At 65.4% G+C, this 22,956-nt stretch carries 25 protein-coding genes; 16 read left to right on the top strand and 9 right to left on the bottom strand.

Features of this window, described 5'->3' with window-relative positions; genetic code table 11:
• Together Q0071_RS09545 and Q0071_RS09540 are read left to right on the top strand one after the other, a co-directional pair.
• The coding region (locus Q0071_RS09545; protein WP_298168019.1) for a hypothetical protein at positions 1-369 on the top strand (369 nt) is incomplete at its 5' end.
• A gap of 73 nt (positions 370-442) precedes the next feature.
• Complete coding sequence (locus tag Q0071_RS09540) at positions 443-1,441, top strand: MBL fold metallo-hydrolase (protein WP_298168016.1); 999 nt, start codon at positions 443-445, stop codon at positions 1,439-1,441.
• A gap of 6 nt (positions 1,442-1,447) precedes the next feature.
• On the opposite strand, the gene Q0071_RS09535 is transcribed toward Q0071_RS09540, so the two are convergent.
• From Q0071_RS09535 to smpB, 3 genes are read right to left on the bottom strand one after another with little or no spacing between them, the layout of a single operon-like run.
• The gene (locus Q0071_RS09535; RefSeq protein WP_298168013.1) at positions 1,448-3,931 is read right to left on the bottom strand and encodes an ATP-binding protein; all 2,484 of its coding nucleotides are present in this window, start codon (positions 3,929-3,931) and stop codon (positions 1,448-1,450) included.
• A complete protein-coding gene (locus Q0071_RS09530) occupies positions 3,928-4,518 on the bottom strand; it encodes a DUF2062 domain-containing protein (RefSeq protein ID WP_366886323.1) in 591 nt (196 codons plus the stop codon). The genes Q0071_RS09535 and Q0071_RS09530 overlap by 4 nt, the downstream gene beginning before the upstream one ends.
• Positions 4,518-5,000, bottom strand: coding sequence for an SsrA-binding protein SmpB (gene smpB / locus Q0071_RS09525; protein WP_067909775.1), 483 nt, complete (start codon positions 4,998-5,000; stop codon positions 4,518-4,520). Before smpB ends, Q0071_RS09530 begins: the two co-directional genes overlap by 1 nt.
• A gap of 150 nt (positions 5,001-5,150) precedes the next feature.
• Here smpB and Q0071_RS09520 point away from each other — a divergent pair, with 150 nt between their 5' ends.
• Both Q0071_RS09520 and Q0071_RS09515 read left to right on the top strand, forming a co-directional pair.
• Positions 5,151-6,278, top strand: a complete 1,128-nt coding sequence (locus Q0071_RS09520; protein ID WP_298168011.1) for a patatin-like phospholipase family protein — start codon at positions 5,151-5,153, stop codon at positions 6,276-6,278.
• 25 nt (positions 6,279-6,303) lie between these two features.
• On the top strand, positions 6,304-7,086 hold the full coding sequence (locus Q0071_RS09515) for a 3-hydroxybutyrate dehydrogenase (protein WP_298168006.1): 783 nt from the start codon (positions 6,304-6,306) through the stop codon (positions 7,084-7,086).
• A gap of 95 nt (positions 7,087-7,181) precedes the next feature.
• Here the strand turns inward: Q0071_RS09515 and Q0071_RS09510 are convergent, their stop codons facing one another.
• Positions 7,182-7,451 carry a glycine zipper 2TM domain-containing protein gene (locus Q0071_RS09510; RefSeq protein WP_298168003.1) on the bottom strand — a complete coding sequence of 90 codons (270 nt, stop codon included), beginning with the start codon at positions 7,449-7,451 and terminating at the stop codon, positions 7,182-7,184.
• Between Q0071_RS09510 and Q0071_RS09505 the strand changes: the two genes are divergently transcribed.
• Both Q0071_RS09505 and Q0071_RS09500 read left to right on the top strand, forming a co-directional pair.
• Positions 7,450-7,578, top strand: coding sequence for a hypothetical protein (locus tag Q0071_RS09505; protein ID WP_298168000.1), 129 nt, complete (start codon positions 7,450-7,452; stop codon positions 7,576-7,578). The two genes, Q0071_RS09510 and Q0071_RS09505, sit on opposite strands and share 2 nt — an antisense overlap.
• A 205-nt stretch (positions 7,579-7,783) precedes the next feature.
• Positions 7,784-9,115 carry an aldehyde dehydrogenase family protein gene (locus tag Q0071_RS09500; protein ID WP_298167997.1) on the top strand — a complete coding sequence of 444 codons (1,332 nt, stop codon included), beginning with the start codon at positions 7,784-7,786 and terminating at the stop codon, positions 9,113-9,115.
• Positions 9,116-9,264: 149 nt separating this feature from the next.
• Here the strand turns inward: Q0071_RS09500 and dapA are convergent, their stop codons facing one another.
• Positions 9,265-10,146, bottom strand: a complete 882-nt coding sequence (gene dapA, locus Q0071_RS09495; RefSeq protein ID WP_298167994.1) for a 4-hydroxy-tetrahydrodipicolinate synthase — start codon at positions 10,144-10,146, stop codon at positions 9,265-9,267.
• Between the two features lie 101 nt (positions 10,147-10,247).
• On the opposite strand from dapA, the gene Q0071_RS09490 reads away from it, so the two are divergent.
• On the top strand, positions 10,248-12,266 hold the full coding sequence (locus tag Q0071_RS09490; RefSeq protein ID WP_298167991.1) for a lytic transglycosylase domain-containing protein: 2,019 nt from the start codon (positions 10,248-10,250) through the stop codon (positions 12,264-12,266).
• Positions 12,267-12,318: 52 nt separating this feature from the next.
• Here Q0071_RS09490 and Q0071_RS09485 read toward each other — a convergent pair whose 3' ends face one another.
• Positions 12,319-12,522, bottom strand: coding sequence for a hypothetical protein (locus Q0071_RS09485; protein ID WP_298167988.1), 204 nt, complete (start codon positions 12,520-12,522; stop codon positions 12,319-12,321).
• 95 nt (positions 12,523-12,617) lie between these two features.
• Between Q0071_RS09485 and Q0071_RS09480 the strand changes: the two genes are divergently transcribed.
• Positions 12,618-13,103 carry a GreA/GreB family elongation factor gene (locus Q0071_RS09480; protein ID WP_298167985.1) on the top strand — a complete coding sequence of 162 codons (486 nt, stop codon included), beginning with the start codon at positions 12,618-12,620 and terminating at the stop codon, positions 13,101-13,103.
• A 111-nt stretch (positions 13,104-13,214) separates the two neighbouring features.
• Here the strand turns inward: Q0071_RS09480 and Q0071_RS09475 are convergent, their stop codons facing one another.
• The gene (locus Q0071_RS09475; protein ID WP_298167982.1) at positions 13,215-13,688 is read right to left on the bottom strand and encodes a TspO/MBR family protein; all 474 of its coding nucleotides are present in this window, start codon (positions 13,686-13,688) and stop codon (positions 13,215-13,217) included.
• 232 nt (positions 13,689-13,920) lie between these two features.
• Between Q0071_RS09475 and Q0071_RS09470 the strand changes: the two genes are divergently transcribed.
• The 5 genes from Q0071_RS09470 (at position 13,921) to rlmN (ending at position 16,728) form a co-directional block, all read left to right on the top strand.
• The gene (locus Q0071_RS09470; protein ID WP_298167979.1) at positions 13,921-14,550 is read left to right on the top strand and encodes a phosphoglycerate mutase family protein; all 630 of its coding nucleotides are present in this window, start codon (positions 13,921-13,923) and stop codon (positions 14,548-14,550) included.
• Positions 14,550-14,732 carry a DUF4169 family protein gene (locus tag Q0071_RS09465; protein ID WP_298167976.1) on the top strand — a complete coding sequence of 61 codons (183 nt, stop codon included), beginning with the start codon at positions 14,550-14,552 and terminating at the stop codon, positions 14,730-14,732. Before Q0071_RS09470 ends, Q0071_RS09465 begins: the two co-directional genes overlap by 1 nt.
• On the top strand, positions 14,732-14,935 hold the full coding sequence (locus Q0071_RS09460) for a hypothetical protein (RefSeq protein ID WP_298167973.1): 204 nt from the start codon (positions 14,732-14,734) through the stop codon (positions 14,933-14,935). Before Q0071_RS09465 ends, Q0071_RS09460 begins: the two co-directional genes overlap by 1 nt.
• Positions 14,932-15,417, top strand: a complete 486-nt coding sequence (locus tag Q0071_RS09455) for an invasion associated locus B family protein (protein WP_298167970.1) — start codon at positions 14,932-14,934, stop codon at positions 15,415-15,417. The genes Q0071_RS09460 and Q0071_RS09455 overlap by 4 nt, the downstream gene beginning before the upstream one ends.
• Before the next feature lie 69 nt (positions 15,418-15,486).
• Positions 15,487-16,728, top strand: a complete 1,242-nt coding sequence (gene rlmN / locus Q0071_RS09450; protein WP_298167966.1) for a 23S rRNA (adenine(2503)-C(2))-methyltransferase RlmN — start codon at positions 15,487-15,489, stop codon at positions 16,726-16,728.
• Between the two features lie 140 nt (positions 16,729-16,868).
• Here rlmN and Q0071_RS09445 read toward each other — a convergent pair whose 3' ends face one another.
• The gene (locus Q0071_RS09445) at positions 16,869-18,221 is read right to left on the bottom strand and encodes a hypothetical protein (RefSeq protein ID WP_298167963.1); all 1,353 of its coding nucleotides are present in this window, start codon (positions 18,219-18,221) and stop codon (positions 16,869-16,871) included.
• A 210-nt stretch (positions 18,222-18,431) separates the two neighbouring features.
• On the opposite strand from Q0071_RS09445, the gene Q0071_RS09440 reads away from it, so the two are divergent.
• The 3 genes from Q0071_RS09440 (at position 18,432) to Q0071_RS09430 (ending at position 21,457) form a co-directional block, all read left to right on the top strand.
• On the top strand, positions 18,432-18,803 hold the full coding sequence (locus Q0071_RS09440) for a glycine zipper 2TM domain-containing protein (RefSeq protein ID WP_298167960.1): 372 nt from the start codon (positions 18,432-18,434) through the stop codon (positions 18,801-18,803).
• Positions 18,804-18,900: 97 nt separating this feature from the next.
• Positions 18,901-20,139: a cyclopropane-fatty-acyl-phospholipid synthase family protein gene (locus Q0071_RS09435; RefSeq protein WP_298168022.1), complete on the top strand. Its 1,239-nt coding sequence runs from the start codon at positions 18,901-18,903 to the stop codon at positions 20,137-20,139.
• Between the two features lie 88 nt (positions 20,140-20,227).
• A complete protein-coding gene (locus tag Q0071_RS09430; protein ID WP_298167957.1) occupies positions 20,228-21,457 on the top strand; it encodes an argininosuccinate synthase in 1,230 nt (409 codons plus the stop codon).
• Between the two features lie 26 nt (positions 21,458-21,483).
• Here the strand turns inward: Q0071_RS09430 and Q0071_RS09425 are convergent, their stop codons facing one another.
• Complete coding sequence (locus tag Q0071_RS09425; protein WP_298167955.1) at positions 21,484-21,960, bottom strand: hypothetical protein; 477 nt, start codon at positions 21,958-21,960, stop codon at positions 21,484-21,486.
• Positions 21,961-22,956: the final 996 nt, after the last annotated feature.

Below are 22,956 nucleotides of genomic sequence, written 5' to 3'. Positions count from 1 at the left end.
TCCATGTCCTTGTCTTTGCCTTCCTGGATAAGCTTCAACTGCGCCGCCATGGCTTGCTTCCCCTTGCTAGAGATGGCTGACATGAACCGTCAACACCAGCCTTGTACCCAGTTTGTTCTAATGGAACAAGGGGGGAACGAAATTCCGCGCAAGATTGGCGGTAACGCGCTGTACAATGCAGATAATCCTCAGGAATTTCCACCGGCGCCTTTGATTCCACCGGGGTTAACACCCAATTTCTGCAGAAACGGAGCAAAAATTTATCGGAGCGGCCCGATTCGGAGTGGCCCCGACCTGATTCCCGCCCGGCGCGGCAAGGCGGGGCCATCGGATCGTGAGATGCCTCGCCTGCGATGCAGGCCAGATTGACAGGCCGCAGACCGGCATTAAGCTCTGCTGCATTGCACAACTGGCGGTGGGGCCGCCTGGCGGGGAAGATTCAATGAAGTCCTTGGCATCCTTCGCACTTGCCGCATCAAGCCTTGCGCTCGCCGCTCCAGCTGCCGCTGAGGACGCCGCCCATGCCGTCCGCGCCATTCCGATCAACGATCACCTGACCGCGTTCTACCAGGGGCGGCCGGACGAAGCCTCGGTCCCGCCCGGCCCCCGCCAGTGGCCCGATCTCGGCGCGATCTTCGTCGGTGTCGCGACTTACGCGGTCCATGATGGCGACACCGCGCTGGTCTACGATACCTTCACCGATCCCGCTTCAGCGAAGTGGGTGCGCGATTGGCTTACCAAGGCCGGGGTGCGCCGCTTTATCCTCGCCACCAGCCACTGGCACCTCGATCACATCGGCGGCAACACGGTCTATGCCGACAGCATGCGCTTCGCGACCGACGCGACCCGGATGAAACTGACCGAAAAGCGCGCCGCGATCGAGTCCGGCACCGAGGAAGGCCCCCCGGCGATCCGCCCGCTGATCCTGCCCAACATCGGGATCGCGCCAGGCAGCGTGGTGACGCTGATGATCGGCAGTGTGCGGGCCGAACTCCACCCCGTTGCGATCCACTCCGCCGATGGTCTCGTGATCGAACTGCCGGACGATAAGCTGCTCCTTGCCGGTGATACGCTGGAAGACACCGCCACCTTCATCGCCGAACCACAATCGATCCCGCAGCAATACAAGGCGCTGGGCGCAATGCGCGGCTGGGGCTTCACGAAGATCCTGCCCAACCACGGCAATCCGGCGGTGATCGCGGCTGGCGGCTATGGCATCGGCCTGATCGATGCGACGCGCGCCTATATCCGCGCACTGGTCGAGCATTCGCATGACGCCGATTTCCAGAAGCAGTCGCTCGTCAGCTTCGTCGGCGATGCAATCAAGCGCGGCGATGTCAGCCTGTGGTGGCCCTATCGCGATGCCCACGCCAACAATCTCGCGGTGGTGGCGAAAGCGTGGAAGGACCAGCCGATCCCGACGTTCGACGCGGCGCCCTGATCCGCCTCAGCGCGCCTTCAACACATCTTCCACCGCCGTGCAGATCTGCGCCACGCTGAACGGCTTGGCGAGGAAATACATGTTGGGAATGTCGATCTCGCGCCGCAGTTGCTCCTCGGCATAGCCCGACATGAACAACACCGGCAGTTCGGGCCGCAACGCCCGGATTTCGCGCGCCATGGCGGGGCCGTCCATGCTCGGCATCACCACGTCCGAGAGAACGAGATCGAATTCCTCGCCCGCCGCGATCATGCGGCCCAGCGCTTCGAGGCCGTCCTCGCCGTCGCTGGCTGTCGTCACTTCATAACCCTGCCGCACCAGCGCGCGTTCGGCCACGGCGCGCACGGTGTCCTCGTCCTCGACCAGCAGCACGCGCCCGCCGCCCGACCATTGCTTGCGCGGTGCCGGCAGCCTGGCCGCCGTGGCGGCTGCCGCCGCTTCGGCCACATCTGCCGCATCGGGCACGTGGACAGGCAGATAGATCGAGAAGCGCGTCCCCCTGCCCACTTCGCTATCGGCAAAGATGAAGCCGCCCGATTGCTTGACGATACCGTAGACTGTCGAAAGGCCGAGCCCGGTGCCCTTGCCCTTCTCCTTGGTGGTGAAGAACGGCTCGAAGATCTTGCCGATCTGCGCGGGTGGAATACCGTGACCGGTGTCCTCCACGATCAGCGCGGTATAGTCGCCGATGGGGAGGATTTCGCTCTTCATCGCGCGCACGTCGGCGGCGGTCACCTTCTTCGTCTTGAGCCGCAGCACGCCGCCGCCCTTGGTTGCCGGAATGCCACCTGGCGCGCCGTTGCCGGTCATGGCATCTCGCGCATTGACCGCGAGGTTGAGGAGCACCTGCTCAAGCTGCACCGGGTCCGCGCGGACGAGGCCGAGGCCCCGATCGTGCGTGACCTCGAGAAGTATCTTTTCGCCCAACAGACGCTTGAGCAGCGTGGAGACTTCCGCGACCACATCCGGCAGTTGCAGCACCTCGGGGCGCAGCGTCTGCTGGCGCGAGAAGGCTAGCAATTGGCGCGTGAGGCTTGCCGCACGGTTCGAATTGGCGCGGATCTGCTGGATATCGTCATAGTCGCTGTCGCCCGGCGTATGGCGCATCAGCATGAGATCGCAGTAGCCGATGATCGCGGTCAGCACGTTGTTGAAATCATGCGCGACGCCGCCCGCCAGCTGGCCCACCGCCTGCATCTTGGTCGCCTGCGCGATCTCGCGTTTGAGGCGGGTCTCTTCGGATGAATCCTTGAGGCTAAGGATCACCGCGCCCTCACCCAGCCCGCGCACCCCGGCAAGGCTGAGCGATACCGGATCCTCCGGCGCACTGCGCAGCCGCACCGCAACATCGCCCGCACCGCCGGACCCTTGCGCAAAGCGGCGCACCGCATCGGCCAGGGCCCCCTTGTCCTCGCGGATCACGAGGTCCGAGGGATAGGGCGGCGGGCCGCTCTCGTCATGCCCGGCCGCGCGCAGGAAGGCCTTGTTGGCAAACAGGAACCGCCCGTCGCGGTCAGTCATCGCAAGGCCCAGCGGCAGCCGCGCGAGCAGTGCCTCGATCTGCGGGATGCCGGTGCGAGTGTCGCCCACGCCGCCCTGGTTGTCGATGAGGAGGAACAGCGAAGCTGTCTGCGCCGGATCGGCCGCCATCGCGCTCGCGGCCACGGCCTCGGGGTCGGCAATCGGCACATGAAGCATGCGCACCGAAGCCCCGCGATTGCCTTCGCGTGCATAGAAGATGCGTTCCTGCTCGTCAGCGCTGAAATAGCCGACGAAATCGGTGCCCGCGACATCCGCCTCGGCCTCGCCCGTCGCGCGCAGCGCGAAGAGGGCGTTGGCTGCGTGAATCTGCCCGTCCGGCGCCACGGCGGCGATCTGAATGCCCTCGCGCGCGAGCGCCTTGCCCACCTTGCCGCGCACGTGGCCGATCACATCCTGCAGCGGATCGCGGCGCACCACGGGAGCAAAACGCCAGATCAGGAAGTCCTGCCCGCGTCCCGCCCGCTCGATCTCCAGCCGCCATTCGCGCCCGCTGGCGGTGACCGGTTCCAGCATGGCCCGGCCGTCGCGCCAGGCGGCGCGCGCGGCGTTTTCCAGCGCTTCGTTCTGCGCGCCTTCCAGCCCCAGCCGCGGGGGCGCCGCGCCGATGCCGAAGCATTCGGCAAAGCGCGCGTTGGCGCAGGTCAGCCGTCCGGCGCGGTCGATGATCGAGGTCGCTTCCTCTCCGCGCTCGATCGCGGCGTGGGTTACGGACCAGTCGGGAGGCGCAAAGTCGCTCACCTCCGCCGCTTCGCGCGGGCGGGTCGCAAAGCTCAGGGCGATCGCAAGGCAGCCCACACCGAGCCCGTAGGCCAGTGCCGCCACCGCCTGCCCCGATGCCAGCCACAGCAGAAGCGCGCTGGCCAGGACCGCGAACGCCACCGTCACTCGCTCGCGCCAGCGCGATGGGCCGGAACTGGCAGAGTCTGCGGTCAGGGTCGTCACGCTCATGCCCGGGGGGCTCCGGCAAGCCCGCGATTCAGCCGCATGCGCCGCCGCCGCGCGGTCCACCAGCGCCAGATCACGATCGATGCGCCGTAGCCGATCACGGCAGAAACCACCGCGATGGACAGGAGCCCCAGCAAAAGCGCCGGTGCGGCGGAGGAAACCAGCCACGCGGCCCACTCACCCAGGCCTGCGCCCCGGTCGATCAGCGACTGAAAGGTCGCCAGATCGGCATCGAGGCCCAGAAAGCTGCCCAGCCACAACGCGCCAAGCAGGATCATCGGCGTCGTTGCCGGGTTCGAGAGCAGCGTCGCCCCGGCCGCGAGCGGTACATTGCCACGAAACGGCACGCACATCAGCGCTGCGCCGACAATCTGCACGCCCGGTATCATCGCGAAAATGCCGACAAACAGCCCCACCGCAATCCCGCGCGGCACCGAACGGCGGTTGTAGCGCCACAGTTCGGGCCGAGCCGCCAGCGGTCGGACGAAGCGGCTTTGCACGAGCGTTTCGCGCGTCGGGATCAATCGCCGCGCAAAGCCGGAAAACCCGCCCTTCATCCTGCCGCGATCATCCCCATGCGAACGCGCCATCAGCCATGTTCGCGCATGATGCGCGCCTTGTCACGCTGCCAGTCGCGGTCCTTGATCGTTGCGCGCTTGTCCGCATTGTTCTTGCCTTTGGCGAGCGCGAGTTCGACTTTGGCGCGGCCTCTGCCGTTGAAATAGACCGAAAGCGGCACCAGCGTCATGCCCTTGCGTTCCACCGCGCCGGTAAATCGGGCGATCTCGCGCTCTTTCAGCAGCAGCTTGCGCGGCCGCTTGGGCTCGTGGTTGTAGCGGTTGCCGTGGCTGAATTCGGGCACGTTGGAGTTGACCAGCCAGACCTCGCCGTCCTTCACCTCGGCATAGCTCTCCGCGATCGAGCCTTCGCCGAAGCGTAGCGATTTCACCTCGGTGCCAGTCAGCGCGATGCCCGCCTCGTAGACGTCCTCGATGAAGTACTCGAAGCGCGCGCGGCGGTTTTCGGCGACGATCTTCTTCTTGTCGAAGGCGGGCGGAGTGGGACGGACCATGGTCATGGCCATGTAGGCCCCTCATGGCTGAAAGAAAAGGGAGCGTGCGCCGATCAGCCCTTGCCAAGCGCTCGCTGCGGTGCACAACAGACTTGGGGGCAGGAAAGACGCAACACGCGCGCAATCTTGGCGCGGCAAGGATCAAGCGGCATGGCCGGCAAGAACACCCCTCCTCCAACAGCAACGACAAGCGAAGCCTCCGTGCTCGTGCTCCAGGGCGGCGGCGCGCTCGGTGCGTACCAGGCCGGAGTGTTCGAGGCGCTGGCGGCAGCCGGCCACGAACCAGCGTGGGTTGCGGGAATCTCCATTGGCGCGGTCAATGCCGCGCTCATCGCCGGTAATCCGCCGGAACGCCGTCTCGAAGCCCTGCGCACGTTCTGGGACCGTGCCTCCTCGCGCGTGCCCTTCCCCTCGCCCTTTGCCGATGGCTGGGGCCGCCGCCTGTTCAACGAAGGCGCTGCCGGCGTGATCGCGATGACCGGAATCCCCGGCTTCTTCGAGCCGCGCACGACACCGCCGTGGCTCGCCCTCCCCGGCTCACCCGAGGCGACCAGCCTCTATGATACCGCCCCCTTGCGCAAAACCTTGCTCGAACTCGTCGATTTCGATCTGCTCAACACTGGCCCGATGCGCTTCAGCGTGGGCGCGGTGAACGTGCTCTCGGGCAATTTCACTTATTTCGACAACCGCGAGCGGCTGATCGGGCCGGAGCATATCATGGCGAGCGGCGCGCTGCCGCCCGGCTTTCCTGCCGTGATGATCGATGGCGAGCCTTATTGGGACGGCGGCATCGTTTCCAACACCCCGCTGCAATATGTGCTCGATACCCGCGGCAGCGGCGCACCGCTGCTCGTCTTCCAGGTCGATCTGTTCAGCGCGCGGGGCATGATGCCGCGCTCGCTGGGAGAGGCAGTCCAGCGCGAGAAGGACATCCGCTTTTCCAGCCGCACCCGGCTCGGCACCGATCTGCAGGTCCGGCTTGAGGCGATGGCCGCTGCCGCCTCGCGCCTCGCCGCGCGCTTGCCGGATGAACTCCAGGGCGACCCCGATCTGGCCGCGCTGCTCAGCCAGGCCTGCGATGATCCGGTGACGATCCTGCACCTCATCAACCGCGCCGAGGACTACGAATCGCAGGGCAAGGACTATGAATTCTCACGCGCGACGGTGACCGACCACTGGAATGCCGGCCGCCGCGATGCCAGCCGCTCGTTCGCCAGTCCGCGCTGGAAGAACCGGAACTTACCCGACCGCGGGATCGTTACGCTCGATCTCGTCTGAATCTGCCAAACCGGAGCCAACCTTCATGAACCTTGAAAACAAGATCGCCATCGTGACGGGCGCCGCCAGCGGCATTGGCCTCGCCATCGCCAAGCGCTACGCCGCCGCGGGGGCCAAAGTCGCCATCGCCGATCTGAAGCTGGAGGCCGCACAGGCCGCCGCCGATGCGATCAATGCCGAACATGCTGGCGCCGCCATGGCCGTCGCGATGGACGTGACCAGCGAGGAACAGGTCAACGCCGGCGTCGCCGCTGTGGTCGCCGCATGGGGCACGGTCGATGTTCTCGTCTCCAACGCGGGCATCCAGATCGTCAATCCGATCGAATCCTTCGCCTTTGCCGATTGGAAGAAGATGCTCGCCATCCACCTCGACGGCGCGTTCCTCACCAGCAAGGCGGTGATCCCGCATATGTACAAGCAGGGTTCGGGCGCGATCCTGTTCATGGGCTCGGTCCATTCGAAGGAGGCGAGCCCGCTCAAGAGCGCCTACGTCACCGCCAAGCACGGCCTCCTCGGCCTGTGCCGCACCATTGCCAAGGAAGGCGGCCCCAAAGGCGTGCGCACCAACGTGATCTGCCCCGGCTTCGTGCGGACGCCCCTGGTGGACAAGCAGATCCCCGAACAGGCCAAGGAACTGGGCATCAGCGAGGACGAAGTCGTCAAGAAAGTCATGCTCGGCCAGACGGTCGACGGCGAGTTCACCACCGTGGAAGACATCGCCGAACTCGCGCTGTTCTTCGCAGCGTTCCCGAGCAACGCGCTGACGGGCCAGTCGCTCGTGGCGAGCCATGGCTGGTCGATGAGCTAGGTGGGTTGGGCGGCTGTAACCCGCTATAGTCACGACTGCGCCGGTCTGTCCGAGGACAAACCAGCGCAGTCGACCTGTATTGGGATCAAGCCCGATCAGCAGCGTTTGCGGCGATTGTTGGCCAGTTCATGCCCGGCCAAGCCCCCCACGGCCGCGCCGCCCAGCGTACCGCCGGTTCCGCCAAAAATGGCCCTGCCCAGCAAGCCGCCGCCAACCGCGCCGGCGACCGTGCCGGTGGTCTTGTTGAAACGCAAGCAATTGCCGTGGTCGGTACGCGGATCGCGATTCTGTGAATACTGGCGATGATGATTACGATGGTGGCGCGCTTGCGCTTCGGTCGATAGGCCGGCGCCCAGAACAGTCATGCAGATGGCTGCCGACAAGATAGATCTTTTCATGGTAATACCCTTTGTGGTGATGCGCCACCTTGGAAATCCGCAGCAGCGCTACAGCGTGGACCGCGACGATCCCCAGATGCACCCGGCCAGATGAACCTAAGGTTGTTTCAAACCTTTACGGCGACATTCATGGGCAGAGCCCAGGATCGGCGCCCCGCCACCTCGTCACCCCGTCTCCCCACAAAGTTGCACAGAGCGATCCGTTAGGTCACCTTACATTGACCGCGCGGCCGGGTTACAGCATCCGGGACCTTAAACCCGGCCGCTAAGGCCACAGCAAGCGCAGGCAAAACCAACCCATGACCAACCCGACCGCAGCCGATCTCCACCGCATCTTCGAACTCCAGCAGGCGAACCAGTGGAACGTGAAGGCCTCCAGCGCCGAGACGCGCAAGGCCAAGCTCGCTGGCCTCAAGGCCGCGGTAGAGGCCAATGCCGATGCCATTGTCGCCGCCGTGCTCGAAGATACGCGTAAGCCCGAGGGCGAGATCCGCGTCACCGAGGTGCTCAACGTCACCGCCAATATCCAGCGCAACATCGACAATCTCGATGCGTGGATGGCGCCGACCGAAGTCACCCCCTCGCTCAATCCCGCTGACCGCGCGCAGATCCGCTATGAAGCGCGCGGCGTCTGCCTGATTCTGGGGCCGTGGAACTTCCCGCTCGGCCTCGCGCTCGGGCCACTTGCTGCTGCGATTGCCGCGGGCAACACCGCCGTGGTCAAACTCACCGACCTTTGCCCCGCCACCGCCAAAGTCGCCGCCAAGATCATCGCCGAAGCGTTCGATGAAAGCGAAGTCGCGCTCGTCGAAGGCGATGTCAGCGTCGCCACGGCGCTGCTCGAGCTGCCGTTCAACCATATCTTCTTCACCGGCAGCACCCGCGTCGGCAAGATCGTCATGGCCGCCGCCGCCAGGCACCTCGCCAGCGTCACGCTCGAACTCGGCGGCAAATCGCCCGTGATCCTCGATTCCGGCGCGGATATCGACAAGGTCGCGGCGCAACTCGCCAATGCCAAGCAGTTCAACGGCGGGCAGGCCTGCATCAGCCCGGACTACGTCTTCGTGCGGGAAGAGCAGCAGGCGCAGCTGGTCGAAGGCTTCAAGACCAACGTCACCAAGAACCTCTATGACGAAACCGGCGCGATCAAGAAGGCAAGCATCGCCCAGATCGTCAATCAGGCGAACTTCAACCGCGTGAAAGCACTGTTCGATGATGCCGTGGCACAGGGCGCGACTGTCGCCGTCGGCGGCACGATGGACGAGAGCGACCTCACCATTCACCCCACCCTGCTGACCGGCGTCACCCCGCAAATGAAGATCCTGCAGGAAGAAATCTTCGCGCCCGTCCTGCCGGTGATGAATTACGAGATGATCGATCAGGCCATCGATTACATCGCCGCGCGCGACAAGCCGCTTGCACTCTACGTCTACTCGGATGACGAGGCGAACATCGAGAAGGTCATCGGCCGCACCTCATCGGGCGGCATGACCATCAACGGCGTGTTCTCGCACTACCTTGAAAACCACCTGCCCTTCGGCGGCGTCAACGCCAGCGGATCGGGCAGCTATCACGGCTACTTCGGCTTCAAAGCGTTCTCACACGAACGCGCGATCTACCGGCATATGTGATTGGGTAGAACGACACCTCCCTTACCAATCCCCGCTCACCCTGAGCTTGTCGAAGGGTGCTCGCACCACGGTCGCGCATGATGCTTCGACAGGCTCAGCATGAGCGGGGTGGTTTGGGTAGACTGTACTTCCGCCCGCGCCAGCGCTGGTCAGATCAACCCCGCATGCTTCAAGGCCGCGTCCACTTCGGCGCGGGCCTTGTCGCTGCATGGCACCAGCGGCAAACGCAGATCCTCGGTGATGTAATCATGCACCCGGCTCAGCGCATACTTCACCGGCCCCGGCGAGGCATCTTCGAACATCGCGTAGTGCAGCGGATAGAGCAGGTCGTTGATCTCGCGCGCCTTCTCGAAATCGCCCGCCGCGCAGGCCGCCTGGAAATCGGCGCAGAGGCGCGGGGCAACGTTCGCCGTCACTGAAATGCAGCCCACCGCACCCGCCGCATTGGCGGGCAGCGCCAGTTCGTCATCACCGGAAAGCTGGCAGAAATGCTTGCCGATGCCCATGCGGTGATCGGTCACGCGCGAAAGGTCGCCGCTCGCGTCCTTGATCCCCACGATCTTGTCCGGATAGCGGCGCGCCAGTTCGCACACCGTTTCGGGCAGGATATCGGTCACCGTTCGGCCCGGCACATTGTAGAGGATGATCGGGAGATCGCTGTGCTCGGCCAGATAGCCGAAATGCGCCAGCAGCCCCGCCTGGCTCGGCCGGTTGTAGTAGGGCGCGACGCAAAGCGCGGCCTTGGCACCGCTCTTGCGCGAGAACGTCATGTGCAAGTGTGCGTTCATCGTGTCGTTGCTACCGCAGCCGGCAATGATCGGAACCCGGCCCGCCGCCTGCTCCACGCAGACCTCGATCACACGGTGGTGCTCGGCATTCGAAAGCGTCGAGGCTTCGCCCGTCGTGCCGCAGGGAACCAGCGCGGAAGAGCCGTTCTCGATCTGCCAATCGACCAGCTGGCGAAACGCTTTCTCGTCGAACACCCCGCCGCGAAAAGGTGTCACCAAAGCCGGAATGGAGCCGGAAAACATGGACTTTACCCTTCGATCTGCGCCACAAGGCGTCTGCGCGGCGCGTCAATTCACCACCGTTGCACGCGCCTGATAGGAAGACGAAAGCCGGAATGTCCAGCATGGAGATGAGTGTTACGCTGCGAAAGCTGCTGCTGGGCGGTGCATTGCTCCCCGCGCTTGCCGCTTCGGCAGCCTGCCATGCCAGCGATGTGGATACCGGCGCCACCGCGTGGGACGCCGCGCGCGCCAAGCTCATCGCCCAAGGGCAAGGCCCGATGGCGCAGGCGATCAGCCGTTGGCAGATGCTGACCAGCTCCGATCGCTTCGCGTTCAGTGATTATTCCGGCTTCATCCTCAGCTACCGCGGCTTTCCCGAGGAAGAGAAGCTGCGCCGCGCCGCCGAAGCCGCGCTTGATCGCCAATCGGCCGATGCCAGCACCGTGGTCGCCTTCTTTGATCGCGTGCCCCCGCTCACCAATCCAGCCCGCGCGCAATATGCCCTTGCCCTGAAGGCGCTCGGCCGCCCCGAAGCCGATGCCATGGCCCGCGCAGCCTGGCGCGGCGGCGCGATGAGCGACGCAGCGGAAGTGGCCATCCTCGCTGGCTGGGGCGGAACCTTCCTGCCAGACGACGAGGACGCGCGGATGGACGCGCTGCTCTGGGCGGGAAACCCCTCCCCCGCCGCGCGCCAGACCGCGCGGGTCAGCCCCGCCCGGCGCGGGCTCTTTGCCGCTCGCCTCGCCACGCTCATCGGCCTTGATCCCTACGCAGCCGCCGATGGCACGGGCACGGATGTGCTCAATTCGGACCCCGGCTTCCTCTATTCCCGCGCCCGCCAGCTGCGCCGGCAGGGCAATGGCGCCGCCGCGCAGGCGCTGATCGCCAATCGGCCCCTGCTCGCCCGCCCGCCGCTCAGCCGCGACAAGTGGGTGGACGAACTCCTTGCCAATGCACGCAGCGCGGCTTCGGCGGGCGATGCGCGGACGGCCTGGCGCATCGCCGCCGGGATCGACGATGCTTTTGCGCAAGGCGAAGACGTCAGCCAGATGCCCTACGATCTGCGCGACGACTATACCTCGCTGATGTGGCTCGGCGGCCAGCAGGCGCTGCGGCAGCTCGGCAATGGCAAGGATGCTGCGCCGCTGTTCTGGCGCTATGGTTCGGCAGCCCGCACGCCGGGCACGCGCTCCAAGGGCTTCTACTGGGCCGGCCTTGCCGCCGCGCAGGCCGGGCAGGCGAGCGAGGCGCAGCGCTACTTTGAAATGGCCGCCGCCTATGGGGACCAGTTCTACGGCCTCCTCGCGCTCGAACGGCTCGGCCGCCCGGTCCCGCGCTTTGCCGCCGAAGCCGATGTCCAGCCCACGCCGGATGAGCGCGCCCGCTTCAACGCGGCGCTGCTCACGCAGGCCGTGCGCGAAGCCGCGCGCGATGCGGACTGGCGCACCACCGTCCGCTTCTTCCGCGAGATCAGCAACCAGCAGCAGAGCAAGGGCCAGCACGTTCTCGTCGCCGATCTCGCGCGCGAACTGGGCCGCCGCGATCTTGGCGTTATCGTCGGGCAGGCCGCCGCGGCGCGCGGCTACCTCGATTTCCAGCACATCGCCTTCCCGGTGATCCCCGTCCCGCAGGGCTACGAACATGCATGGACGATGATCCACGCCATCGCCCGGCAGGAAAGCCAGTTTGCGCAGAACGCCGTCAGCCACGCCGGCGCGCGCGGCCTCATGCAGCTCATGCCCGCCACGGCCAACGAACAGGCCGGCAAGCTAGGCCTGTCCTATTCCAGTTCAGCGCTGATCGATGATGCGGGTTTCAACCTGCAAGTCGGCGGCGCCTATTTCCAGCGCCTGCTGGATTACTACAACGGCAGCTATCCACTCGCCGTCGCGGCCTACAACGCGGGCGCGGGCAATGTGAACAAGTGGCTGCGCGCCAATGGTGATCCCAGAATCGGGCAGAGTGCTGGGGGTATCGGCTGGATCGACTGGATCGAGCGCATCCCGCTTTCCGAAACGCGCAACTACGTCCAGCGCGTGATGGAAAACGCCGTTGTCTACGAAGCGATGTACCCGGACAAGGCCAGCTACACCGGCGCCAATCCGCTCAGCCACTTCCTCGGCAAGCCGACGCCGGGTTGATTCCCCTCCCGCATGCGGGAGGGGTCGGGGGTGGGCCTTCCGGCCTCGCCTGTCACTCCGGCAGCATGTCCTGCAGCCGCGCCAGCAGCTTCTGGATGTTCAGCGCCGCCAGCTTGAACGTCTCCACGTCTTCCTTGTTGTTGTCGGCGCGGGCTTCTTCGACAGCCTCTCCGTAGCCTTCAAGGTCCGCCTCGAGCGCATCCACGAGGATCTCGAGTTCGTCTTCGGTCAGTGTCAGCGCGATCGTCTTTGCCATGATATCCTCGTCAGAAGCAGTCTGCCCCGCCCTAGGCGCGCGCCCGCAAGGGGGCAACCTTCCATGCAGGGCCATCCCCGGCTAGAGCGCAATCAATGCAAGTAGATGGCAATCCGATCACCCCCGCCGGCATGGCCGCGCTGCGCGCGCGCTATGACCATTTGCTCGGCACCGAACGACCCGCCATCGTCGAGGTTGTCAGCTGGGCTGCGGGCAACGGCGATCGCTCGGAAAACGGCGATTACCTCTATGGCCGCAAGCGCATGCGCGAGATCGACCGCGAATTGAACTTCCTCGCCAAGCGGATGAAGGCCGCACGCGTGATCGATCCCGCCCGCCAGCCAGACCAGACCCGCGTCCTGTTCGGCGCGACCGTCGAACTCGCGGATGAGGACGACATCCGCATGACCCTTGCGCTTGTCGGCGATGACGAGCAGGACGCCACCGCCCGCCGCATCGGCTGGAGCGCCCCCATCGCCCGCGCCCTGCGCGGCGCCAAGGTGGGAGACCTGCGCAAGGTCATGCTGCCCGGCGGCGAGAAAGAATGGGAAGTGATCGCGATCAGCTATCCCGCCGCCTAAGGTCCGCCCCATTTTTGCGAAACGCAAATGGGCCGCCCAACTAGTCAGGTCCTCCCCATTTTTGCGAAGCACAAATGGGGAGGTGGCCCGCGCAGCGGGTCGGAGGGGCAACTAGCGAAACGGCGCGTTCAGCCGCACAATCGCCCAGTTCAGCCAAGCCGCAAAGCTCACCCAGGCCAGATAAGGCAGGATCAGCTTCGCCGCGAAGGGCGAAATCGGCCACAGCCCGACCACGAGCGCGACCAGCGAGGCCCAGAGGAACACCACCTCGATCAGCGCCCAATCCGGCCGCCGCAGCTTGAAGAACAGCGGGCTCCACAACAGGTGGCACAGCGCATTCACGCCAAACAGGATCACCACGCTGGTGCGCGCCGCATCATCAGCCGCAGCGCTCCAGGCGGTTGCCGCAGACCACGCCGCGAGCCCCAGAATCACCGTCCACGCCGGGCCGAACAGCCAATTCGGCGGCTGCAGGCGGGGCTTCCTGAGGTTTGCATACCACGGTCCGATCGGCGTCATCAGCCCGCCCACGGCGCCAAGAGCAATCGCGCCGCCAGCGGCCACGAGAACGGGTGTCGATATCAAGGGAGTGCGCCGATCTTGTCAGAGGATGCCTCAACATGGCAGGTTTATCCCGCCGGTGACAGGCCTTTCCCGCCAGCATCCTGATCCGGACGCGCTTTCCCCTTCGGCCCGCGCTTCTGCGGCGCGAGCGGGCACTCACGCACAGGCGCAGCGTGATCAGGGCACCGTTGGCGATGCCTTCGCCCGCCGCCCCCCCTCGCCATCCTCCGCATCAGCCGCTATCACCGCCGCCATGTCCAGCCCCCGCTTCTTCATCATGCGCCACGGCGAGACGGTCTACAACGCCGCGCGCCGCCTTCAGGCGAACCACATCCACACCCCGCTCTCCCGGCTCGGAGTCGAACAGGCGCTGGCCATGGGCGTCGCGCTGCGGGGCGTGCTGGGGGATCGTCCTGCCGTGACGCTCCATGTTTCGGAAACCGGCCGCGCGCTGCAAACCATGGCGATGATCGCCGATGTGCTGGGGCTCGATTGGTTCGCCGCCCGCCGCACCCACGATCTCAAGGAGATCGACATGGGCTCGTGGTGCGGCCGGCTCTATGATGACGTCGAGGCCGAGATCGGCCCCATCGTCATCGCCGATCACCTGCTGCGCCCCGCCCCCGATGGCGAGGATTACCCGATGATCGCCGCCCGCCTCGCCAACTGGCTCGCGGAAGTCGGCGATGCGCCGGGCGATCACATCGTCGTCATGCACGGCATATCCAGCCGCGTGCTGCGCGGGATGATGGCGGGCTATCAGGTCCACCCCGATCTCGGCGCGCCCATCGCCCCCTCGCTCGTGCAGGGCTCGATCGCGCTGCTCGAAAACGGCTGCGAAACCGTGCTGTTCGGTTCCGAGCGGGGCAGCGAGCACGCCTGATGGGCGAGATCGTGAACCTCCGCCTCGCCCGCAAGGCCGCCGCGCGCCGCAGCAAGGAGGCCGAAGCCGCCACCAACCGCGCCGCCCACGGGCGCACCCGCGCCGAGCGCGAGGCGACTCGCGCCGAAGCGACACGCGCCGCTCGCCTGCTGGACGGCGCCAAGCGCGAAGGCCACGACTGATGCGGTCCACCAGCGAAAGCACCAGCGTCCGGCTCTATCACCTGAGCGACGGCCCCGAAGGCGGCGCGGCGCAGACGCTGCTCTACGGCACGCTGGCCGAAGCCCTCGCCCTCGCCGCGCAGCAGCCGGACGAGATCCAGGCCGATCTCTTCATCGCGACCGACAACGATGTTGTCACCTATCTCGATCTGGTCGATCCATGAAGCGCGCCCTTGTTGCCGCCGCGCTGCTCGTCGCGGCCCCCGCCATGGCGCGCGACAGCCTCGGCATCTGGAACAGCTGGGGCGCCTTCTCCGATGCCGGCGTGCCGCGCTGCTATGCGATCGCCATGGCCGACAAGGTCGAGGGCCGTGTGAACGAGATGCAGCCTTATTTCACGGTCGGCAATTGGCCCCGTCGCGGCGCGCGCGGCGAAGTTCACGTTCGTCTCTCGCGCAAGATTGGCCCCGGCGCCACGGTCACGCTCTCGGTTGGCGGCCAGCGCTTCGCGCTCGTCGCGGGCGCGGCGGATGCATGGGCCGCCGACCAGCGCATGGACGCCGCCATCGTTGCTGCCATGCGCTCCGCCTCAAGCATGAGCGTGACAGCCCGCAGCGACACCGGCCGCACGTTTACGGACACCTACACCCTCGCCGGTGCGGCCTCCGCCATGGACGCCGCCTTGCTCGGCTGCGCCCAGAACTAACCCCAATTTGCACGGGCGCGCGCTTGCCCCTATAGGCGCGCGATGCAGATTGAGCCCCAAATCTCGCCAATGTCGATCCCGGGACATTTCGATCCCGTACCTGTCCCCCGCGAGGTCACCCCGCGTGCCGACGGGCGCGTGGACCTGATCGGCCTGAGCCGCACGCAGATCGCCGCGCTGTTCCTTGATGCCGGGCTCGATGCCAAGGCCGCCAAGCTGCGCGCCAAGCAGGTGTTCCATTGGCTCTATCATCGCGGCGTAACCGGCTTCGACGCGATGACCGATATCGCCAAAACCATGCGCCCGTGGCTGGCCGAACGCTTTGTGATCGGTCGGCCCGAAGTGGTCGAGGCGCAAGTCTCGAACGACGGCACGCGCAAGTGGCTGCTGCGCACGGCAGACAATCACGATTTCGAGATGGTGTTCATCCCCGATGCCACGCGCGGCACGCTCTGCGTCTCGAGCCAGGTCGGCTGCACGCTCAACTGCCGCTTCTGCCACACCGGCACCATGCGGCTCGTGCGCAATCTCACGCCGGGGGAGATCGTCGGCCAGGTCATGCTCGCGCGCGATGTGCTGGGCGAATGGCCGCGCGGTTCAATGGCCGCGCCCGATTTCGATGATGCCGAGGATGACGAGGGCACCGACTATACGCCGGACGGCCGCCTGCTCACCAACATCGTCATGATGGGTATGGGCGAACCGCTCTACAACTTCGACCACGTCCGCGATGCACTCAAGGTGGTGATGGACGGCGACGGCCTTGCCCTTTCCAAGCGCCGCATCACGCTTTCGACCAGCGGTGTCGTACCGATGATGGCCCGCGCGGGTGAGGAAATCGGCGTAAACCTCGCGGTCTCGCTCCATGCAGTGACAAAGGACGTGCGCGACGAGATCGTGCCGATCAACCGCAAGTACGGGATCGAGGAACTGCTGCAGGCCTGCGCCGACTATCCCGGCGCATCCAATGCCCGGCGGATCACCTTCGAATATGTGATGCTGAAGGACAAGAACGACCGCGACAGCGACGCGCACGAGCTTGTCCGTCTGCTGCGTCAGTATGGTCTGCCCGCCAAGGTCAACCTTATCCCGTTCAATCCCTGGCCCGGCGCGCCATATGAATGTTCGACGCCCGAGCGCATCAAGCGCTTTGCCGAGATCGTCTTCAACGCCGGCATTTCCGCCCCCGTGCGCACCCCGCGCGGCCGCGATATCGATGCTGCCTGCGGGCAGCTCAAAACCGCGGCCGAACGCAAGTCCCGCGCCGAGGTCGACCGGCTTCTTGAAGAAAAGCAGGCCGCGCTCGGCTGATCTGTTCCGCTCACGCGGAAGGCGGCACCGGCCCACTCCCCCACCCGGCCACCCATTCAGAGTACTCTCGTGGGTGGCCGGGCGGCGAAGCGGGCCGGTGCCGCCTCTGTTTCAACCAGGCTGAAACAGACAGAGACTCCTCAGCTTGCCGAGAAGCTGCTCGAAAGCCGGAAGGTCGTCTGCGCGCCCGCACCGTTGACATAACGGACGCGGTACATCGTCGCTGTGCCAACCGCGCCGCACATCCGCACCGAGATGTTGGCGCCGCTACCCGCCGCGACGGCCTGGCTCGCGATCGCCTGATAGCTCGTACCGGTATCGAGCGACTGGTCGATGAACAGCGTACCGGCCTGATCGGCAAACGCGGTCGCATTGAAGAAGGCGAACTGGCCTGCGCTGTTGGCACGGCCCGTCCCCGTGAACGTGGCCGAAGCGCCCAGCGCGGCCGTGCTGTCGGTAAACCCGTTCCCGAGGTTGACGCTTCCGGTGATCGTCGTCGTGCCCGTCACCGAAACGCTGCCAATGCCCGAAGCGCCAGCCGCGAGTGAAACGCCGCTAGACGGGGCGACCTGCTGCTTTTGGCTGAGCACGACCGCAACAGTCCCGCTCGTGTAGGTGGATACGCGCGCGCGGACGAATGCAGCCGAGGAGACGTAGGTATAGATTCCGGCAGCTGTCGATGTAGTAGCAGGTGCCGCGTTGGCAGCCGCCGCAGAGACGACCGGCAGCGTGACCCAGTTGGTGCCATCATTCGATTGCTCGTATGTGATCGTGCAAGTCGTGCCGGCGTTGGTCACCTGGAAAGAGCCGCCCATACAAAGGTTGTTGCTGGTCGAGACCACCACAGCGGCTGACGTCACGCTGCCTGCCAACGTCGCACCCTCGCTGCACGAACGGTAGATTGCCGAAAGCCAGCCGGTAATGCCCGTGCCGCCGGCGGGCATCGTGGTGCCGGTGATCGCTGCTGCGCCGGGCTCGATATTGGCAAGATCGCTGGCCAGCCCCACGGAAAGGCTTGCAGAAGAAGGCTTGGGCCCCAGGCTGGCGGGAAGCTGCCCGGAGATCGCAGCGAGCGAAGTGTTGCCCGAAGTCTGGTTGGCAGCGGTCGCTGCACCGGCCGGCAGTGGCAGGCTGGTTGCGGTCACCGTCTGGGTCGCGGGGAAGTTCCCCACCGTCACGCCCAGAGCGGACGTATCGCTGGCCAGAGTCACCGGCAGGCTTTGCGCCATGGTCTTCTGGCCCAGCGTGGCCGGCAGCTGCGCGGAAAGCGTGCCGAGTGCAGCGTTCGTCGCAGACTGGTTCGCGGCCGTCGCAGCGCCGGTCGGCAGCGGGAGGCTGACCGCGCTCACGGCTTGCGTCCCCACACTGCCAGAAAGTGCGACGGGCAGCGGCGCATCGGCACTGACGGTCTGTGCCGTCCCATCGGCATTGGCGAAGGCGACGGCATTGGCGGGGGTGAACATCGCAGGAAAGGTCACGGGCGGATTGGGCATGGTTTTTTCTCCAGACAGGCAGGGAAGACGACTAGAAAATAACCCATATGGTTCGTGTAGGAAAGTTGTTTGATCCAGACCAGCGCCTCGTCGCGCCTCGCCCTCACCTCATCGCCTTTGGAGCGGCGTTCATCTTCGGTTGGGCATGATGCGCACAAGCTTCAGACACATGGTCCGTCACGCTACGAAACATCAGAAGGATGCTCATTCATGAACAGGTTCATCATCGCCGCAGCCCTCGCCGCAACGACCCTGAGCGCAGCCCCCGCGCTGGCTGATCCGCCGTCGTGGGCACCGGCCCATGGCCGCCGCGCTCACAACGCCGAGTACGATCGGTATGGCCGCTACGCCGAGCCGCGCCCCCTCACCAGCCGCGACCGCGTCTGGCGCGGCCGCGACGGACGCTACTATTGCAAGCGCAGCAATGGCACGACCGGCCTTGTCATCGGCGCTGTCGGCGGTGCTCTCGTCGGTCGCACGATCGATACGCGCGGCGATCGCACCCTCGGCACCCTGCTGGGCGCTGCGGGCGGTGCCCTGCTCGGCCGCGAGATCGAACGGAGCGGTTCGCGCTGCCGCTAATGCATCGCTCTTGTGCGCTGCATGGCTTGCCCATGGAGCCACGGCGGGCCATAGGTCGATTTACTGGTTAACCGCTCTATGAGGTCGCCCGATGTCCATGATTTTGCTTGATGCCGCGCTGCGCCGTCTGGTGAAGCACGGAACGCTGACCTTGACCGAGGCCTCGGGCCGCCAGCGCCACTATGGCACGGCGGCCCAGGGCTGGCCCGATCTCGGCCTGAAGCTCCATGACGCGCGCGTGCCCGGCGCCATCGCGCGCAATCCCAGCCTTGGCATGGCCGAATGCTTCATGGACGGGCGGGTCACGATCGAGAATGGCGATATCCTGGATTTCGTCGGCTTCATCCGCCGCAACAATCCTTGGGAAAAGGGCGGTGATCTCGACAACCTGAACCTGTTCGACAAGGCCCGCGTGGCGATCACCGGCCGGCTCGACCAGATCAACCAGCGTCGCTCCTCGAAGCGCAACGTCGCGCATCACTACGATCTCGACGACCGGCTCTACGACTTGTTCCTCGATCCCGCGCGCCAGTATTCCTGCGCCTATTGGGACGAGGGCGTCACCACGCTCGAACAAGCCCAGATCGCCAAGATGGACCACATCGCGGCCAAGCTGGACCTCAAGCCCGGCATGCGCGTGCTCGATATCGGCTGCGGCTGGGGGGGCCTCGCGCTGCACCTGCACAAGATCTCGGGCGCATCGATCCACGGCATCTCGCTCAGCGTGGAGCAGATCGGCTACGCCAAGGCCTGGGCCGAGCGCGAGGGAGTCGCCGACAAGGTCACCTTCAGCCTCACCGATTACCGCGACCAACAGGGCCCGTTCGACCGGATCGTCTCGGTCGGCATGTTCGAACATGTCGGCGTGCCCAACTACGAAACGTTCTTCCGCAAGTGCCACGATCTGCTGGCCCTCGACGGGGTCATGCTGCTCCACACCATCGGCCGGGCCGGACCGCCCAACATCACCGACGACTTCACCCGCAAGTATATCTTCCCCGGCGGCTACATCCCCTCGCTGAGCGAGACGGTGAAGGCAATCGAGCCATGCAAGCTCATGCTCACCGATTGCGAGATACTGCGCCGCCACTATGCGCTCACCTTGCGCGAGTGGTACAAGCGCTGCGCCGAGCAGGAAGAAACGATCACGCGCATCTACGACGGGCGTTTCTTCCGCATGTGGCAGTTCTATCTCGCGGGCGCCGCAACCGGCTTCGAACATGCCGATCTGGTCAACTTTCAGCTCCAGATCGTGCGCAACCGTGATGCCTTGCCGCTCACGCGCGACTACATCCACGAGACCGAACTGGGCTACTGCGCCGCGCGCAAGGGCTGAGGCCGCCTGCCGACAGGTTGCATGGCGCGCGCGGCCCTGCTAGCCGCCGCGCCATTCCTTGCACCAGTCCTATGGGAATCTCGCTGCCATGTCTGATCTCAAGCGCTCCGATATCAAGCGCGTCGTCCTTGCCTACTCCGGCGGTCTCGATACCAGCGTCATTCTCAAGTGGCTGCAGGTGACCTATGGCTGCGAGGTGGTGACCTTCACTGCCGATCTGGGCCAGGGGGAAGAACTCGCCCCCGCCCGCGCCAAGGCCGAGCTGATGGGCGTGAAGCCCGAACACATCTACATCGACGACCTGCGCGAGGAATTCGTGCGCGATTTCGTCTTCCCGATGATGCGCGCGAATGCCCGATACGAAGGCGACTACCTCCTCGGCACCTCGATCGCGCGCCCGCTCATCTCCAAGCGGCTGATCGAAATCGCGCGCGAAACCGATGCGGACGCCGTAGCGCATGGCGCCACCGGCAAGGGCAACGATCAGGTGCGTTTCGAACTCTCCGCCTATGCGCTGGAGCCGGGGATCAAGGTCATCGCCCCGTGGCGCGAGTGGGATCTCACCAGCCGCACCGCGTTGATCGCCTGGGCCGAGGAACACCAGATCCCCGTGCCGAAGGACAAGCGCGGCGAAAGCCCGTTCTCGACCGATGCGAACCTCCTCCACACTTCGTCCGAAGGCAAAGTGCTGGAAGATCCGTGGCAGGAGACGCCGGACTACGTCTACAGCCGCACCGTCAATCCCGAAGATGCCCCGGACGTGCCGGAATACATCACCATCGACTTCGAGCGCGGCGACGGCACCGCGCTCAACGGTGAGGCGATGTCGCCCGCCACGCTGCTTGCCGCGCTCAACGATCTCGGCCGCAAGCACGGCATCGGCCGGCTCGATCTGGTCGAGAACCGCTTCGTCGGCATGAAGAGCCGCGGGATGTACGAGACGCCGGGCGGCGAGATCTATGCCCGCGCGCACCGCGGCATCGAGAGCATCACGCTCGACCGGGGTGCCGCGCACCTCAAGGACGAGTTGATGCCGAAGTACGCCGAGCTCATCTACAACGGCTTCTGGTTCAGCCCGGAGCGCGAGATGCTGCAGGCTGCAATCGATCACAGCCAGGCACGGGTTAACGGCACCGTCCGCCTCAAGCTCTACAAGGGCAACGCCTCGGTCGTCGGCCGCAAGTCGGCGGACAGCCTCTATTCGGAACGCCACGTGACGTTCGAGGACGATGCCGGTGCCTACGACCAGAAGGACGCGGCGGGCTTTATCAAGCTTAACGCGCTCCGGCTGAGATTGCTGGCGCAGCGGGGGCAATAAGCACCAATGCCGTAACCCATTACCGCTCATGCTGAGCTTGTCGAAGCATCTGGCGCGACCGCAGCGCCAGCACCCTTCGACAAGCTCAGGGTGAGCGGATGGGGATCAGTACGAATCGTCACAAAACGAAAACAAAGCGGTTTCCGCAGCTTGCGAAGTTGTCCACCAGCCATTGGGCTGCCTGTGGATAACTTTGCATTTTGCTGCTTGTGCGACTCGCCTCTCAGGCGCAGCATCTGCCTTGTCGAGAGGGAAACGAAGCCTGAGAAAAGCGCCGCAAGGCACTGATTGAAAGGCAGAAATTTTCCGATCGGGCTGGACCGGAAAGTCTGTAATGAAACCAGTTTCGGCGTGCTGAGGCGCGCATCGGAAAGGGCGGAGTGCAGACCGGAAAGACCGGCTCCGGAGGCCGGAATGGCGTCCCGAAGCAAGGCTGATGCGGCAAGGCCGATGGTCGCAAGACCGGGGGCAAGCGCCGGCGGAAGCGGAGTGAGGGGCAGCACGCCAGGACGCGCGGAAGGGCCCTTGCCTTCCCGAGGGAAGCACCGTCCAAAGGCGAGGCCGCAAGGCCGGACCGGAGGGAGCGGCGCCCGAAGAATGCGCAAGGAAACACGCTCGCAGCAGCAGGACGCGCGGCAACGCGCCGAATGCGGTACGGGCACCAGCGACTGCCAGGCCCATGTGGTCAGGAACTGCGGACGCCGCAGGACTGAAGGCGGAGCGGACAAGGAAGCGCCTGCTTGCAGGCGGGACCGGACGGCGAAGCGGACCGGAGGTGCATCGTTCGAAAGAACGGGCCGTTCGAAAGGACGGGAACCGAAGGGCAGGGAACGGCGGAAGGACGCGGTGAGCTCAGGCGCTGGAAAGCCAGAGTGCCAGCAGCGGCGACAGTGGGGGCCGGCAGCAATGCCGGCCCCCATTTGGTTTGGGCATCCGGTTTTTGCCCCCCATCCCAAGCCAGGCTCTGCGCCCCGCAGCGGGACGAAGTTGACACGGTTGACACAGTCCTGAGCGAAAACTGTCACCCCCCTCACCCCCCGCAAACCCCTGCCCGCGCGGGGCGCAAAGTGGCGGGCTGTGGAGGATTCGCGAGGCATTCAGGAATCATGCCGCAGAGCGATTGCTGTAGGACAGCACTTTATAAATAACAGACGCGTCTGTTATTTATGGAGGGGATGTGGGTGGTCTCAGGAAAGATTGTGCGACCTCTCTACCATCCCTCAGCTTGCGTCCACGGCTGAACAGGAGTGTGGGGAGCGACCAGCTTTGGGACTTGGACGAACCCGCTCTGCGGGAGTGGCGCTTGGGGTGGGGTCGCGCCGTAATTCCGGGGCGTAGGGCGCGGTCGAGTCGCCGTGAGATTGTGAGGTTCCTTCAACTGAGAGGAACTCACCATGGACACTACGATTACCTCCAGCCCAAGCGGGTCACTGCGTCAGCGGATGCTGCAGGATATGAAGCTTCGGGGTCTCGGGTCGCATACGCAGCAAGACTACATT

Source organism: Novosphingobium sp. (assembly GCF_027486195.1).
Classification (GTDB): Bacteria; Pseudomonadota; Alphaproteobacteria; order Sphingomonadales; family Sphingomonadaceae; genus Novosphingobium.
This window is presented reverse-complemented; position numbering and strand designations above follow the sequence as displayed.

What these genes read in the sequence shown, in the direction of transcription:
- Q0071_RS09480 (WP_298167985.1), top strand. Translation starts at nt 12,618, where the DNA reads ATGCAAGTAGATGGCAATCCGATCACCCCCGCCGGCATGGCCGCGCTG.
- Q0071_RS09520 (WP_298168011.1), top strand. Translation starts at nt 5,151, where the DNA reads ATGGCCGGCAAGAACACCCCTCCTCCAACAGCAACGACAAGCGAAGCC.
- Q0071_RS09530 (WP_366886323.1), bottom strand. Translation starts at nt 4,518, where the DNA reads ATGGCGCGTTCGCATGGGGATGATCGCGGCAGGATGAAGGGCGGGTTT.
- dapA (WP_298167994.1), bottom strand. Translation starts at nt 10,146, where the DNA reads ATGTTTTCCGGCTCCATTCCGGCTTTGGTGACACCTTTTCGCGGCGGG.
- Q0071_RS09455 (WP_298167970.1), top strand. Translation starts at nt 14,932, where the DNA reads ATGAAGCGCGCCCTTGTTGCCGCCGCGCTGCTCGTCGCGGCCCCCGCC.
- Q0071_RS09535 (WP_298168013.1), bottom strand. Translation starts at nt 3,931, where the DNA reads ATGAGCGTGACGACCCTGACCGCAGACTCTGCCAGTTCCGGCCCATCG.
- Q0071_RS09540 (WP_298168016.1), top strand. Translation starts at nt 443, where the DNA reads ATGAAGTCCTTGGCATCCTTCGCACTTGCCGCATCAAGCCTTGCGCTC.
- Q0071_RS09485 (WP_298167988.1), bottom strand. Translation starts at nt 12,522, where the DNA reads ATGGCAAAGACGATCGCGCTGACACTGACCGAAGACGAACTCGAGATC.
- Q0071_RS09445 (WP_298167963.1), bottom strand. Translation starts at nt 18,221, where the DNA reads ATGCCCAATCCGCCCGTGACCTTTCCTGCGATGTTCACCCCCGCCAAT.
- Q0071_RS09505 (WP_298168000.1), top strand. Translation starts at nt 7,450, where the DNA reads ATGCAGATGGCTGCCGACAAGATAGATCTTTTCATGGTAATACCCTTT.
- Q0071_RS09465 (WP_298167976.1), top strand. Translation starts at nt 14,550, where the DNA reads ATGGGCGAGATCGTGAACCTCCGCCTCGCCCGCAAGGCCGCCGCGCGC.
- Q0071_RS09470 (WP_298167979.1), top strand. Translation starts at nt 13,921, where the DNA reads ATGTCCAGCCCCCGCTTCTTCATCATGCGCCACGGCGAGACGGTCTAC.
- rlmN (WP_298167966.1), top strand. Translation starts at nt 15,487, where the DNA reads ATGTCGATCCCGGGACATTTCGATCCCGTACCTGTCCCCCGCGAGGTC.
- Q0071_RS09510 (WP_298168003.1), bottom strand. Translation starts at nt 7,451, where the DNA reads ATGACTGTTCTGGGCGCCGGCCTATCGACCGAAGCGCAAGCGCGCCAC.
- Q0071_RS09460 (WP_298167973.1), top strand. Translation starts at nt 14,732, where the DNA reads ATGCGGTCCACCAGCGAAAGCACCAGCGTCCGGCTCTATCACCTGAGC.
- Q0071_RS09515 (WP_298168006.1), top strand. Translation starts at nt 6,304, where the DNA reads ATGAACCTTGAAAACAAGATCGCCATCGTGACGGGCGCCGCCAGCGGC.
- Q0071_RS09490 (WP_298167991.1), top strand. Translation starts at nt 10,248, where the DNA reads ATGGAGATGAGTGTTACGCTGCGAAAGCTGCTGCTGGGCGGTGCATTG.
- Q0071_RS09440 (WP_298167960.1), top strand. Translation starts at nt 18,432, where the DNA reads ATGAACAGGTTCATCATCGCCGCAGCCCTCGCCGCAACGACCCTGAGC.
- Q0071_RS09430 (WP_298167957.1), top strand. Translation starts at nt 20,228, where the DNA reads ATGTCTGATCTCAAGCGCTCCGATATCAAGCGCGTCGTCCTTGCCTAC.
- smpB (WP_067909775.1), bottom strand. Translation starts at nt 5,000, where the DNA reads ATGGTCCGTCCCACTCCGCCCGCCTTCGACAAGAAGAAGATCGTCGCC.
- Q0071_RS09500 (WP_298167997.1), top strand. Translation starts at nt 7,784, where the DNA reads ATGACCAACCCGACCGCAGCCGATCTCCACCGCATCTTCGAACTCCAG.
- Q0071_RS09435 (WP_298168022.1), top strand. Translation starts at nt 18,901, where the DNA reads ATGATTTTGCTTGATGCCGCGCTGCGCCGTCTGGTGAAGCACGGAACG.